General features: G+C 59.4%; 10 protein-coding genes. 2 read left to right on the top strand and 8 right to left on the bottom strand.

The window, feature by feature from the left end; genetic code table 11:
- Window positions 1–158 precede the first annotated feature (158 nt).
- Window positions 159–2,414: a glycosyltransferase gene (locus tag HNR38_RS03035; protein WP_183699621.1), complete on the bottom strand. Its 2,256-nt coding sequence runs from the start codon at window positions 2,412–2,414 to the stop codon at window positions 159–161.
- Complete coding sequence (locus tag HNR38_RS03040) at window positions 2,411–3,469, bottom strand: lysylphosphatidylglycerol synthase transmembrane domain-containing protein (protein ID WP_183699623.1); 1,059 nt, start codon at window positions 3,467–3,469, stop codon at window positions 2,411–2,413. The genes HNR38_RS03035 and HNR38_RS03040 overlap by 4 nt, the downstream gene beginning before the upstream one ends.
- A 151-nt stretch (window positions 3,470–3,620) precedes the next feature.
- Between HNR38_RS03040 and gloA the strand changes: the two genes are divergently transcribed.
- Entirely contained in the window at window positions 3,621–4,169 is a 549-nt protein-coding gene (gene gloA / locus HNR38_RS03045; RefSeq protein ID WP_183699625.1) for a lactoylglutathione lyase, read from the top strand.
- 37 nt (window positions 4,170–4,206) lie between these two features.
- Here gloA and HNR38_RS03050 read toward each other — a convergent pair whose 3' ends face one another.
- Entirely contained in the window at window positions 4,207–5,154 is a 948-nt protein-coding gene (locus tag HNR38_RS03050; RefSeq protein WP_183699627.1) for a DMT family transporter, read from the bottom strand.
- A gap of 362 nt (window positions 5,155–5,516) precedes the next feature.
- Between HNR38_RS03050 and HNR38_RS03055 the strand changes: the two genes are divergently transcribed.
- Window positions 5,517–7,400 carry a methyl-accepting chemotaxis protein gene (locus tag HNR38_RS03055; RefSeq protein WP_221275629.1) on the top strand — a complete coding sequence of 628 codons (1,884 nt, stop codon included), beginning with the start codon at window positions 5,517–5,519 and terminating at the stop codon, window positions 7,398–7,400.
- A gap of 60 nt (window positions 7,401–7,460) precedes the next feature.
- Here the strand turns inward: HNR38_RS03055 and HNR38_RS03060 are convergent, their stop codons facing one another.
- From HNR38_RS03060 to tssE, 5 genes are all read right to left on the bottom strand, one after another.
- Window positions 7,461–7,733, bottom strand: a complete 273-nt coding sequence (locus HNR38_RS03060; RefSeq protein ID WP_183699629.1) for a ComEA family DNA-binding protein — start codon at window positions 7,731–7,733, stop codon at window positions 7,461–7,463.
- A gap of 464 nt (window positions 7,734–8,197) precedes the next feature.
- The gene (gene tssH / locus HNR38_RS03065; RefSeq protein ID WP_183699631.1) at window positions 8,198–10,864 is read right to left on the bottom strand and encodes a type VI secretion system ATPase TssH; all 2,667 of its coding nucleotides are present in this window, start codon (window positions 10,862–10,864) and stop codon (window positions 8,198–8,200) included.
- Window positions 10,861–11,937, bottom strand: coding sequence for a type VI secretion system baseplate subunit TssG (gene tssG, locus HNR38_RS03070; RefSeq protein WP_183699633.1), 1,077 nt, complete (start codon window positions 11,935–11,937; stop codon window positions 10,861–10,863). The genes tssH and tssG overlap by 4 nt, the downstream gene beginning before the upstream one ends.
- The gene (gene tssF, locus HNR38_RS03075) at window positions 11,901–13,736 is read right to left on the bottom strand and encodes a type VI secretion system baseplate subunit TssF (RefSeq protein ID WP_183699635.1); all 1,836 of its coding nucleotides are present in this window, start codon (window positions 13,734–13,736) and stop codon (window positions 11,901–11,903) included. Before tssF ends, tssG begins: the two co-directional genes overlap by 37 nt.
- The gene (gene tssE / locus HNR38_RS03080) at window positions 13,736–14,218 is read right to left on the bottom strand and encodes a type VI secretion system baseplate subunit TssE (protein ID WP_183699637.1); all 483 of its coding nucleotides are present in this window, start codon (window positions 14,216–14,218) and stop codon (window positions 13,736–13,738) included. The genes tssF and tssE overlap by 1 nt, the downstream gene beginning before the upstream one ends.
- Window positions 14,219–14,233 lie beyond the last annotated feature (15 nt).

Genomic DNA, 14,233 nt, shown 5'->3' on the forward strand with positions numbered 1-14,233 from the left:
GGTCTCGTGATCAGGGAAGGGGCGGGTATACTTTCCAAAAATTTTGAAGGCCATGGATGGCCTGAAATAAGCGCACAGGGATGTGCTTGTAGCGGTTTTTGGAAAGTATACCCGCCCCTTCCCGTCTTTACTGATTACGCAGTTTCAGTGTAAACCGATCAATCCGAACGCCCCAAATCTCGCGTATGCCTGGTCTGCGAGCGCTTCTGGTAAGCCGCCAGGGTGGTGGCATAAATGGTCCGGACATCCCGGGCGAACTGGGCCACGGAATAGTCAGCCGCGAAGGCTCTGGCCTTGTCGGACAGGGTCTTGCGGAGTTCGTCGTCCTCCAGAAGCTGCTGGGCCCGGGCCTGCCACTGGGTCTGGTTTTCCGGGGTCTTGTAGCCGTTGTGACCGTCGCGGACGACATCTTCAATGCCGCTGGAACGCACGGCCACCACCGGCAGACCGGCAGACATGGCTTCGAGAATCACCATGCCCTGGGTTTCCGACTTGGAGGCGAACAGGAAGGCATCGCCCAGGCTGTACCAGAGGGCCATCTCGTCCGGTTTGATGGCGCCGACAAGCTGGAAATGCCCGGTCAGATTGAGGTCCTCGATTTTTTTCTGCAGACGCTCATGCTGGTGGCCTTCACCAATCATCAGGAAGCGGAAGGGAACATCAGTCTCCCGGCGCAACCGGTCAATGGCCTCAATCATGAAATCGATGTTCTTCTCGTTGGACAGCCGCGAGACGCTGACAAAGACCTTCTCGTCCGTCAGGCCCAGTTCTGTGCGCAGGGCCTCCACCTGGTCTGTCGCCACACTCTGGAAACGCTCGAACTCAATGCCGGTCGGCTGGACGAACGTCGGTGTGGTGACTCCGATCATGCGCAGATATTCCTCGGTGGAGTAGGTCGGCACGATCACGCTGTCACAACGGTTGGCAAAGCGCTTGATCAGCGCATGGGAGATCAGGTTACGGAACAGCATGCCCGGCAGCGGGACAAAGTGTGCGTAGTGCTCCAGGCGCGTGTGATAGGTGTATACCGCCGGCACTTTCAGCCGCCGTGCCATGAACAGCCCCAGGCTGCCCAGCCAGAACGGGTGGTGCAGATGGATGATGTCGGGAACAAAGGCACGGACCCGTTTGCGGATGCGGCCCAGGAAAATATTGGCCAGACGGAACTCGCGTTTCTCGCCCATCGCCAGCAGCGAGGGCACCCGAAGGACGTTGTCCTCCTGTTCGGGCTGATCCTTGTAGCGCGGTGCCACCACCAGAATCCGGTCGCCCAGGCTGCGTAGTCCCCGGCGCAGGCGCTCGATGGAAATGGGCACGCCGCCAATGAAGGGCAGATAATTGTTGGTGAACATGGCGACCCGCAGTGGCTTCTCGAGCCACGGGGTCGGGTCCAGGTCGTAGTCGGGGTAGTAGTTCCGACCGATGAAAATGATCTGGTAAAGCTTGATGGTGATGGCAACGAACACCGCCACCAGCAGGATGAAATTGAGAAAGCCGGTGTAGAACAGCGAATAGACGAAGAACCAGAGCCCCTCAAGGCGTTTCCAGACCGGATGCTGGCCAATGTCCATTCGATGCAACTGGTGCTGTACCTCGCCATCCGGTGACACGCTCACTTCAACGTAATGGTAGAAGCTGTTCTCGGTGTTGAGGACCAGACCACCGGCGCCACCGGTGGTGATGTATTGAGTGCCGTCCACCGCCTGCTCGTCGTAGGTGGCCAGGTTGGCGGAAAACACCATGTCGATATCGTAGCTGCGGGCCACATTCATCAGCGCGGTACGGAAGGCCTCGGGCTGGAGGTAATCGTCCTCGCTGGCAAACAGGGTAGGGTTGTCTGGCTGCATCACCGGATGGCCAACGAACAGGATGCGGGCATTGCTGGTGTCCTGGTTGAGCAGGTCTCGCAGCCAGCGTATCTGCCAGCGCCAGGGCGTCTTGCCCGTGCTGTCGAGGAAAATCAGGCGGGTATTACCGGTGCGGACCGAGAAATAATGGGGCCCCATGTGCTCATAGAACCGGAAGCTGCCAAATTCCTCATACTCGTGCTGGCCGAAGGTGAGCAGGTAGGGGATATCCAGGCGGCCCAGGGTGCCGTAAAGCGCCCGGTATTTGTCTTCGCCCCCGCCACTGACCGCATTGCCGGCCGACACCAGAAAATCCAGCCCGGCGTTGTTCAGTTCCGGAATGATGCGCTTTTCAAAAACACCGACCGAGTTGTTGATGTTGCCCACGACCGCAAACCGGACGCCGCTGCCCGGCGGTGTACGTTGATAGATCCGTTCAACCTGCTCACTGTGGACCGCTTCGAAATCCTGTTTGAAAAAGTTCAGATAGAACTTGTAGGCCACTAGTGACACGGTGATAGCCAGGCACAGGTAGAACAGGATTTTCAGGGGATTGCGGTGTGTCATTCAGGCCTCCGGTGCGTTTTGATCAGTTCCCTCTGCATGACGACAAGCCCGATGATCATGCCGATATAGATGGTCAGGAAGCGCCAGGCGACGGTCACCAGCACCAGGTGATTGCCGGACAGGATGTCGCGGAAGAAACTGCCAAACACACCCTCGGAAATGCCCGAGGCACCGGGGGTGGGCGAGAAATACATGATGAAAGTGGTCACGACCAGCAGGCCCAGGGCGACCAGGTAGTTCACGTCATACCCCAGCGCGTGGATCAGCAGCGCCGGAAAACTGAACAGACTGAGCAGGAACACCATGGTGAACAGCACGGACAGCACCACGAACCGTCGCTCGCCCCGCAGGTAGTCGCCAAAACTCTGGGCGAACCTCAGCATTTCCCGCCGGAGTTTGAACTGCCAGCGATCATGGCGACGGTGGCCGATAAGGTGGAACTTCCTGATGCCGGCCACCAGAGCGCTCAGCGGCACGATCATCCAGCGGGTCCGGAACAGCAGTACGCCAAAGAACCCCAGATACAGCGTGACAAACACCGACAGTGCCGTGGCCACCCCGGATGACCAGGCCTGTCCGTCCAGAGCCGGCAGGGTAAACAGGAAAACCGGGGTCAGGGAAAAGATAAAAATGACCGCCAGCACCGTACGAATGGTGGTGGCCGCCGTGGCCCGGGCAATGGGCACACCTTCCCGGGTCAGATACCAGATCTGGGCAAAACCACCGCCGGTGGCCATGGGGGTGATGTTGGAAAAGAACAGGTTGATGAACACCAGCCGGAACACTTTTCGAAGTGACATCCGGTGGCCCAGTGCCCGCAGGGTGTAATACAGACGCAATCCGTCGGCGATGAAATAGACGCAGAGTAACAGTCCGGCCAACAACAGGAAGCCGGGATCCAGCAGGCGGTCATCGAACCGGAAACTGCGGTCGGCGAAGCGGTCGTAGACGGCGTAGAGACCGGCCCCGGTCATGGCCAGAAAGACAAGACTGAACAGGGCCAGTCGTTTCCCGGACGTCCGTTTCTGGTAATCGCGATCGGTGCTGTCAGTCATTGTCTGTCCGTTGATTGAAGGCAGGCAGTTTACCCTTTGTGGTGTGGTGCTTGTCCAGTTAACGCGGTGCCAGACGATGCCGACCTTGAAATATGGGCAAAGGGCCCGCAAGACTAGAGGTTGAATCCCCGAAAAGACAAGGTAAACCGACATGCCCAAGCACTTTGAACAGGCACCGGGTCTTTACGACGGTCCGGTTACCGAGACCGAAGGATACGTGTTCAACCAGACCATGATGCGCATCAAAGAGCCCGAGCGCTCCATGGATTTCTACACCCGGGTGATGGGAATGCACCTGCTGCGCAAGCTGGACTTCCCGGAGATGAAGTTCACCCTGTATTTCCTGGGCTACCTGGACGACCGGCAGTTGCAGTCCGTACCGGGCGACGACGCTCACCGCACCACCTACACCTTTGGCCGCGAAGCCGTGCTGGAGCTGACCCACAACTGGGGCACCGAAGACCAGGAGGACTTCAGTTACCACAATGGTAACGACGAGCCCCAGGGATTTGGCCACATCGGCATTGCTGTACCTGATGTGTATGCCGCCTGCGAGCGTTTTGAGAAACTGGATGTGGAATTCGTCAAGAAGCCGGACGACGGCAAGATGAAAGGCCTGGCCTTTATCAAGGACCCGGACGGCTACTGGATTGAAATCCTGCAGCCGGACATGCTGGAGAAACAGCGCAAGGAAGACTGACGGGGGGCACAGGCCACCCCCGCCAGGCGCCCCGGCGTCAGCCTTTCGCGCTGGCGTTCCGGGGCTGGCCGTAAAGGGAAGCCACGATCACCGCGACCGTCAGAATCAGTGCCCCGCTGATTCCCACCACGCCAAGAACCTCGCCCAGAATGATCCACGCCAGAATGGCCACAAACAGCGGCTCGAGCGTCACGATGATGCTCGACAGTGTGGCGGGTGTGGTTTTCATGCCGGTAAAGAACATCAGGTAGCCGATGCACGTGGGCACCACCCCGATGTAGATGATCATCAGCCAGTGCCCGAAACCAAGGCTGCCCAGCCCTTCAAATCCGCCGGTCAGATAGACCACCGGCAGCAGGATCAGTGCCGCTGTGAAAAAACAGATGAACGCGGTGGTGAACACGGGTGTGCCAGCAGAGTTGTACCGGCTGGTCAGCGTGAACCCGGTGTAGACGGCGGCGGCCAGCAGTGCCATCAGTATGCCGCCCAGGCGCAGGGTGCCTGCCGTATCCATATCACTGGCCACCAGCATGCCGGTGCCCAGTATCGCCGCCAGGGCCGACAGAATCGTCAGCACACCGGGTTTTTCGCCCAGTAAGGGGGCGGCCAGGATGGCCACCAGCACCGGCGGCAGGCACAGGGAAATCAGTGTGGCGATGCCGGCACCGGTCATATCCACCGCAAGCAGATAGCTGCCCTGGTAGCCGGCCTGGAAAAAGCCCAGCGCCGCCAGGGGCAGCAGTGACCGGCTGCTCAACAGGGAAAACAGCGACGTGGCCCTTGTGCCACGCCCTCTGGCCTCAGCGCTGAGGGCCCGGCGTTCGCGCATCATCAGCACCCAGAAAAACGGCAGGGCCACCAGCAACCGGAGAAAGGCCAGCGCTATGGCCTGCAGGTCCGTGCCGGTAAACAGGAACTTGGCAACAATGCCGGTTGTGGCCCATAGCAGTGCCGCCAGGGCTATGAGGAGTGCGCCTCGGAGCATGAAACGTCCCGGTTTTTGAGTGGACCGTGAAGATTAACAGCGGCGGGCCCGGGCGTCACCCTCGTGCAATCTTGTTGGGATAAGTAAGGCATGAGGCTTAACGAACCTTTCGCTAAAGAATGTAAAAAGCAGGCCGATAGTTAGAAATACTAACGACTCCCGTACAGAAACTGATTAATATTCGGTCAGACTGAACGCACGGGAAGGCATATCGGTCCAGGGCTTGACTGGAAACCGGCAGGGAAAGGTTCGGTCAGACAGTCGACACATCCAGTAGGTAGACCACGAAGTTAAAGGCAAAACTGCTCTCCGTCCTTCTTGCAACCACGCTTATTCCCGTTCTGATCATTGCCTCCCTCACCGTGCGGGATGCCATTAAACAGGCGGAGAAAGACTTCGTCAGCACCAGTACCACCAACATCAATATCGTGGATGATTCCTTCCGGAACTTCTTCAATGTGATGGGCTACCAGGTGTCGTTCCTCGCAGACGATCCGATCATTACCAACGCGCAAAAAGGGGACATCTCCACCTACTTCGGTCCTGGCCGAAAACCCAGTGAGGTCGCCCGGGAGAATGGCGGGCGGGAAGAGGCCATGTTCAAGCTGTTCAGCGCCATCGGTGACAACAACCCCATGCTGGGATACGTGTACATGGGCGATAAGGACGGCGGCTACCTGGAATGGCCGGGCACTGCCGAGTATGGCGACTGGGATCCGCGCACCCGTCCCTGGTTTGATATGGCCAAAGATAACAATTACGAACTGGTTCGCCGTGATGGTTACTACTGGGAGCCGGGCGATGCGGTGTATGTCTCAGTCATCAAGGCCTTTAAGAACAGCCGTGGCGAATTTGAAGGGGTGGTCGCCCTGGACGTATCGCTGAAGTCGCTCACCGACATGGTCAAAGAGGTAAAACTTGGCGAAACGGGCCACCTCATGATTGTTCAGGGCAATGGCAAGATCCTGGTTGACGGTGGCAACCCGGATAACAACTTCAAGGCCCTGGACGAAATGGACGCCGGTTACTTCTCCCGGATCGCCGAGACCAGTGACGGCGTGCTGGATGTCACTATCGACGGCGTCGATTACATGGCCAACGTGCACCAATCCAGCGACCTGGGATGGAAGTTCGTCAGCTTCAAGCAGCGCACCGAAATCCTGGCCCACGCGGTTCAGGTGGCCAGAAATACCGCCATCGTCAGCGTGGTTCTGGTGATCGTTTTCGGGCTGATTGGCCTGTACATCGTTAACCGCATCGTCACCCCCATCAACCTGGTGAAAGACAACCTCAAAACTATTGCGGAGGGCGAGGGCGACCTGACCACCCGCATCAAGGTGGACTCGAAAGACGAGGTGGGCGAGCTGGCCGAGTGGTTCAACCGCTTTATCGAATCCACGCGCACCATGATTCAGGACATCAAGACCACTGCCGAGAACATGGAGAGCGTGTCCACCAAGACCAACTCGGAGTCTATGGAGCTCTCTGAAAGTGCCTCGCGCCAACTGTCTGCCATTGAGCAGATAGTCACGGCCGTGACGGAAATGGCCGCCGCCAATGAAGTGGCCACCAACTGTGTGGATACCGCGTCACACGCTGAGGACGGACTGAAAGCGACCCTTTCCGGCCGGGAAGTGATCAACCGCAACGCCGAAAGCGTCAAAACCCTGGGCCAGCGCATCAGCGAATCCAGCGATGTGATTACCGAACTGGAGAAGGAGACTGGCAATATCAACGGCATCCTGTCCACGATTCAGGATATTGCGGAACAGACCAATCTGCTGGCGCTGAACGCGGCCATCGAAGCCGCTCGTGCTGGTGAGCAGGGGAGGGGCTTTGCGGTGGTTGCCGATGAAGTCAGAAACCTGGCCTGGCGCACACAGACCTCGACCGAAGAGGTTAACCAGATTCTCGGTAACCTTATTGGGCGCACCAAGGATGTGGCTTCGGCGATGAGCCTGAGTGTTGAGGAGTCCTCCTCCGCTGTCGCGCTGTCCAGAGAGGCTCTGGAGGCTTTCAATGACATCGAACAGGCTGTCGAGCGGATTCGTGACGTCTCCACCCAGTCCGCCAGTGCCGCCGAAGAGCAGCATTCGGTCACCGAGGATATCAACCGCAACATCGTTTCCATCAACGACTCGGCCAACGAGGTGACCGATACCTCCAGAAACGTCGACGAACTGTGCTCGAAACAGGCGGACCTGAACCTGCGACTGACGCAGTTGGTGTCGCGGTTCAAGACCTGAGGCAGTTTTGATCAGGCAACGAAAGATGGATAAAACCGGGCGGCTTGGCCGCCCGGTTTTTTATTTAACGGTGATCCGTTCGGCGTTCTTTTCCAGTGTACGAGCGCCGATGCCTTTGACATCCGACAACTGGTCCGCGGACTTGAAGGGGCCGTTGTTCTCACGGTATTCGATGATTGCCTGGGCCTTGCTTTCGCCAATGCCGTCAAGCTGGGCCAGGGTGGCGATATCGGCGGTATTGATGTTGACGGGGGTCGGGTCGGCGGCGTAGGCGGTGCCGGTGGCAAGGGTGAACAGCAGGATCAGTGTGGCGAAAAGAGACGTTGGTTTCATGGATATTCTCCTGAAGACATCGGTCATTGTTGGGGTGGCAGGCGTGACAAGCCTTGGCGTCCGATGTTCAGGTAGGTGCAGAGGAGAGGCTGGGAACATCTGAAAAGTCGGGCCGGTGCACGGAAGGAACCACATCCCTGTGGTTCCCGGATTCCGTGGCTGACCCCTGCCTAGATCCTTCAGGCTGCGCCGCATCCGTGGCGCTGTGTCCTTTTCATCCCTGTAACCCGATTCCTTTGGGCAACTCCCGATCCCTGGAGTCTTCATCCTTGAGCCAACATCCTTGCCAGCTTGTCATCCCTGACATGATTCAGTGTACCGATTTCAGCAAAGCTGACTATCGGACATCGGATAGAGGCTTTGTAAGCTTTCTCCTACGCCGTGTCCGCATTCGGGTGAACATCAGTTCATTTCTTTGGTGAACCATGAGCCATACTGGTCAAATGGTTGGCGGCTTCATGGCCTCAGGTCAGGTCGTAGGCGAATTCCCCCTGCCCATCCAGATTGATGACCAGCCTTTCAATCGGTTCACCCACGGCCATACGATTCAGGGTCTGCTCGGCAATGGTCGGCATCAGGCTTCCGGACAGTATGTTGTCGACGTTCCGGGCCCCGCTGTCACTGTCGGTGCAGCGTGCTGCGATGGCCTCCACGATGGCCGGGTCGTATTCAAAGCTCGCTTTATGATTGCTTTCGAAACGGCGTTTGATCCGATCCAGCTTGAGTTCAACGATGCGGTCGAGAATCTCATTCTGTACCGGGTAGTAGGGAACAATGTTCAGGCGTCCCAGGAACGCGGGTTTGAAAACGTTATTGAGCTGGTCCCGCAGGCTTTCAGTGATGGTGTCTGGTTCCGGCAGCGTCTCGGCGCCCAGGCACTGGCGCATGATGTCGTCGGTGCCGACGTTGGAGGTCAGCAGAATGACCGTGTTGCGGAAGTTGATCTCACGGCCTTCGCCGTCATCCAGCACACCCTTGTCGAAGACCTGGAAAAACAGCTCCAGCACATCCGGGTGGGCTTTTTCCACTTCGTCCAGCAGCACCACGCTGTAGGGCTTGCGGCGGACGGCCTCGGTCAGTACGCCGCCTTCGCCGTAGCCGACATAGCCGGGAGGCGATCCCTTGAGGCTGGAGACGGTATGGGCCTCCTGGTATTCCGACATGTTGATAGTGATGACATTGCGCTCACCGCCGTAGAGAACATCGGCCAGGGACAGCGCCGTTTCGGTTTTGCCGACGCCACTGGGGCCAAGCAGCAGGAAGACACCAATCGGCTTGTTGGGATCTTCCATGCGGGCGCGGGAGATGGCGATGCGCTTGCCAATCTCGGCCAGGGCGTGGTCCTGGCCCAGTACCCGCTCGGCCAGAAGCTCAGGCAACTGCTGAACGGTGGTGATTTCATCCCGCAGCATCTTGCCCAGGGGGATGCCGGTCCAGTTGGAAATCACTTCGGCAATGACGTTGCCGTCCACGTGTCCGTGTACCAGGGAATGCTCATCCTGGATGGCCGACAGCTCCCGGCGCACGTCGCCAATCTGCGCGCTCAGATCGTTGGCTTCGGCTTCCTGGCCTTCAGACTCGGCGGTTTCGCGCCGGGCTTCCAGTTCCTTCAACCGGGTGACAATGGCCTGCTCCCGTTCCCAGCGCTCGCTGAGATCGTCAATTTCCGCCTGGGTACGGGTGAGCTGCTGGTCGAGTTCGTTGAGAGCGTCGGCATGGTCGGCGCCTTCGCGCTGTTCCCGCTTAAGAACAGCGATCTCGGTCTGCAGGTTATCCCGGCGGCGGTAAGCATCTTCCAGAGCCGCCGGCTGGGATGACTGGGCCAGGGCAACCCGGGCGCAGGCGGTGTCCAGTACGCTGATGGCCTTGTCCGGCAACTGGCGGCCGGTCACGTAGCGGTGTGACAGCCGCACCGCCTGGATAATGCCGTCATCGAGGATGCTGATCCTGTGGTGATCCTGCATGCGCTCGCTGAGCCCGCGCAGCATATGGATGGCGACATCTTCCGTGGGTTCTTCCACTTTGACCACCTGGAAGCGGCGGGCGAGGGCGGCATCTTTTTCAAAGTATTTCTTGTATTCGGCCCAGGTGGTGGCCGCGATGGTACGCAGCTCACCGCGGGCCAGTGCCGGTTTCAGCAGGTTGGCGGCATCGCCCTGGCCGGCCTGTCCGCCAGTGCCAATCAGGGTGTGGGCTTCGTCAATGAACAGGATGATCGGGTGCAGGCTGCGTTTGGTCTCCTCGATCACGCTCTTCAGGCGGTTCTCGAATTCGCCTTTGACCCCGGCCCCCGCCTGCAGCAGCCCGAGGTCGAGTGTGCGCAGTTCCACGTTCTGTAGCGGCGGTGGCACGTCACCGTTAACGATCCGAAGTGCCAGCCCTTCGACCACGGCGGTTTTACCAACCCCTGCCTCGCCGGTCAGGATCGGGTTGTTCTGGCGCCGGCGGGTCAGGATGTCGACCATCTGGCGCACTTCCTCTTCACGGCCCAGTACCGGATCGATGCGGCCCGCCCGGGCATTGCCGGTGAGATCAATGGTGTACTGATCCAGCGCCGGGGTTTTGGACTTGGCTTTCCGAGTTTCCGCACCCTTGGCGCTGCTGGTTGACTGAGTGGTTGCCGGCCCGGATTCGGTTTCACCCAATGGCCGGACATGGCTGTCTTCGCTGCTGCCCCGGGTCAGATCGTTCAGGTGTGCCTGAAGGTCATCGACATGGATGCGCTCAAGCTCCGGGGCGCCCTCCAGGACCACCCGCCGTAATTCGTCCTCCCGGAGCAGCGCCAGCAGCAGGTGGCCGCTGCGAACCTGGGCTTCATCATGGTCCACGGAGGTGACCACCCAGGCCCGCTCAATCAGGCGAGTCAGCCTCGGCGACAGTGCCGGTGTCCGGGTGTTGCCGGTTTTGAAGGTGGCAATGGTGTCTTCCAACTGGCCGGCGAGCCGGTCCAGTGACACGTCATAGTGCCGGGCGATGCGGAGAATGTCGTTGTCGTCACTGTCCAGCAGTTTCAGCAGCAGGTGCTCGATGTCGACATCGTACTGGCGTTCGGCCAGACAGAGGGCCGCGGCGCCTTCAGTGGCTTCGCGGCAGGGATCGTTCAGTTTGTTGAAAAGGGATTTGAGATTCACACCATTGCTCCATCATAGGTGATTTCAAAGACTGCGTGTCCGTTTGCGTCGGCTGACCGGTCGTTGGGCCTGAGCCACCCCAGGTGGCCAAGGCGGGGACTGTCATTCCCGCCAAGGCGCGGGACCGGGATTTCACGTTTGTCGAGAACCAGTTCAATCTCGAAGTCGAGTTCGATACCGGCGTAGAAGCGCAAAAGCTTGAGCAGCTTTTTGTGCGTGTCGGTTTTCGGTAGAAGTTCCTGATAGGCCTTCAGGCTCAGTGGCCCGAACCGGACTCGGAAGGTGGACTGGTAGTCCCGGACCCGGGTACCAGCCACCGCGCCTGAGCCCAGCCGGGCGTTGGTCTGCCCCAGCCGGGTACACTGATCCGGAGCCAGTTGAATCCAGCGGCCGGAAAAAGGGACTACCCGGCAGGGCTGGCCGAAGGTGTAAGTCAGAATGGATTCCAGATTGCCGGCATTGCGCGGTTTCTGGGTCCACAGCCCCGAGAACCAGGTGAACAGATTGCGGCCCAGGGCGCCGGTATCGTCTTCCCGGTCCAGTGTGTGGTCGAGGGTATTCGGAGTAAAACCGGCCAGGTGCAGCAGCCACTCTTCGAAATCCGCCGTACCCTTGCGCTCATACTCGATGTGGAACCGGTACTTCTGCCAGGCTTCGTAGAATAGCGCCGTCATCCGGTGCGAGAACAGGTCCATGAAGGCATGGGCACCGTCGTCGCGTTTCTCGATGTGACGGATGATCAGCAGTTCCGTATAGGGCCGGGGCAGAACGCCTGATGGCCCGACCAGCCCCATGAAGGTGGTCTGGATTTCACTGAGCGGCTCGTTGCTGGCTGACAGGGCCTTGTCGTTCTCAAACGACAGACCACTGATTTCGCTCGGCGGAAAGCTGAGCGATAACAGGGACCGGAAGCGTAGCGGGTCCTGATGGGGGCGGTTTTCGGGATCAATCCGGCCATTACGGCTGTAGTGCAGCCGAAGCAGCCGCACCATCTGGAAGAACCCGAAACGCCAGGGCTCTGCACGGGCCTGATCAATCAGACCAGGGGCTGAGTACCGGTTCTCGGCTGCCATTGGGCGACTCTCTGCTCGCGCTGACTCGAGCGCAGGGTAAGTTGAGTGAAGCTGTTGAGGCTGCAGTACTGGCCGAAGAAATGGTCCAGCACCATGCCAAACAGATAGATGCCACTGCCGATAAACTGGTTTTCGTCCAGTTCCAGGGTGATCCCGGTTCCGCGCACGAACGCCGGGCGCGGGTGCCCTATGCGGGTCATCACCGGTGCACTGTGGATGCTGGCGATGCCATTGATCTGCTTGCGGATGGCCGAAGCCTGCCGGTAGTTGTAGAGCGACAGCAGTTCCATGAGCGCATCCCGGCCGTTGGCGGCCAGCGACATATGATTCAGTGACAGGTGCGAGACCAGTCGCCAGATCAGGCCTTTGCCCATCGGTGGCCGGACAGACTCGGAGGGTTTGCGCAGGCAGCGTATCTGCTCGACAACCTGCTCCTGCTCAAGCGTGAAGTCGCCCTGGGGATGACCGATGGTCATCAGTTTGGGCAGATCCCGGTTGCTGCAGGTCAGGCGCAGGCTCAGGGTATCGCTACTGCCGTCCAGCAGTTCCAGCTCCCGATCGACCACCCTCAGTTTCATTTCCGTGCCCGGGTCACGGGCGTTGCCGGAGCTGACCCGGCGGGCCAGCCAATAACTCTGCTGGGACTGCCTCTCGCTGTCCCTGGGCTCAAAAAAGGGCAGGCAGGGGGAGACCTTGTCGCGGGTGGCGGTGCGTACAACCCGCGTCACGTCATCAATGGACACGACTTCGGTGGAGCCTGCATGCCGCACATCCGGTATCACCGGGTATTCGTCACGGGTATGGCTGAGCTTGATGGGTTCGGCCTGTTGCGGGAACAGGTTGACCACCGGGGTACAGCCCAGGCGGAAGTTGTGCAGGTCCAGCGTCTGGGACAGCCGGGAAAGCGTCTCCTGCTGGTCGTAGTCCCGGAACAGGAAATGCAACTGGATCTGGGTGACCGCCTGGTTGGCCAGGGGGCGCTCCAGCCCGCCCAGGTCGAAGAACAGGAACTTTTCCGGGAAGGTGAAGTATTCATGGAGCAGCCGGTAGCCCAGGAAGGAACGTTCCGAGTAATCAATCAGCCCCTCATCCGGGCCAAAACCGACCGGGGATATGGCATCCGGACCCAGCCCGATCTCACGGGGCTGGCCGTTTTCAACAAAGCTGACGGAAACTCTTGCCACGTTGTTCAGCAGCATCTCGTAGAGCGGATGCATCAGGCTGCCCTCGCCGTCCAGGAAGAAGCGCAGGCTGTCCAGCCCCATTTTTCCAAAGTCGGTGTTGCCGATGCTCTGCAGCGTCAGGCTGAGCTTGGCTTCGTGCTCGTTGCCGTGACGGTTGAAGGACGACCGTTCCAGTTTTTTGAGCTCGGCACCGGTCAGGGTGACCGGCCAGACATCCACCGGGTAACAGGTCCTGAATCGGCAGAAAGTCTCACCCACTGGCCGTGAATGCAGCGCGGTATGGCGGGGCAGGTGATAGCGGCCGGTCAGGGAGGTCTTGGGGCCCGGATCAAACTCGACGATGGAAAGCGCCGGTGTTGGCCTCAGGTAGTGGGGGTAGAGGACATCCAGAAACGCTTCGACGATTTCCGGAAAGCCATCATTCAGCTTTTTGTGAACCCGCGCGCTCAGGAAGGCGAAGGATTCGATCATTCGCTCCGCATGCGGATCCTCGCAATAATCCCCCTCCAGCAGCAGCCGGGAGGCGATTTTCGGATAACGATTGGCGAACTCCTGACCCAGGTAGCGCAGGTGTGAGAGTTCCTTCTCGTAGTAGGGCAGCAAGTCGTCAAGCATCAGGCTAGATTCTGTACCTTGTATTGTCGGGTGTTGACCTGCAGAACGGCATCGAACGCCACGTGTTGCCTGGCCTCACTGAGCGACAGCATGGCTTCGATCCGGAACTGGAGGATGCGGTCGTGGGTGTCGGGGTTGAGCAGATGAACCCGAACGCTGCTGAAACGGCGGTCACCATGCTCGATGGTGCGTTCGAGCTGGCGCTGGATCAGTTGGCGGTCTTCGGTGCTGCGCACGCCACGACTGAGGAAGTCAGGCAGCCCGAAGTCCAGCAAGGTGCCCTGCAGCGACGGCCAGGCATCCAGCTCGCCACCGATAAGTTCACGCCGGGTGTTAACCAGCAGCTCCAGATCCCTGACCACCGATGCCTTGTAATGGGACACCGAGCACCGGTGACCGGGCGAAGCCTCGGTCACCTGATTGGGGCTGTTGTCGAGCAGTCGGTCAAGCAGGGTCGGGACCATCTGCATGGAATCGCTCATCGCGTCGCACTCCTT

Origin of the sequence: Marinobacter oulmenensis, assembly GCF_014201735.1 — a bacterium.
Classification (GTDB): domain Bacteria; phylum Pseudomonadota; class Gammaproteobacteria; order Pseudomonadales; family Oleiphilaceae; genus Marinobacter; species Marinobacter oulmenensis.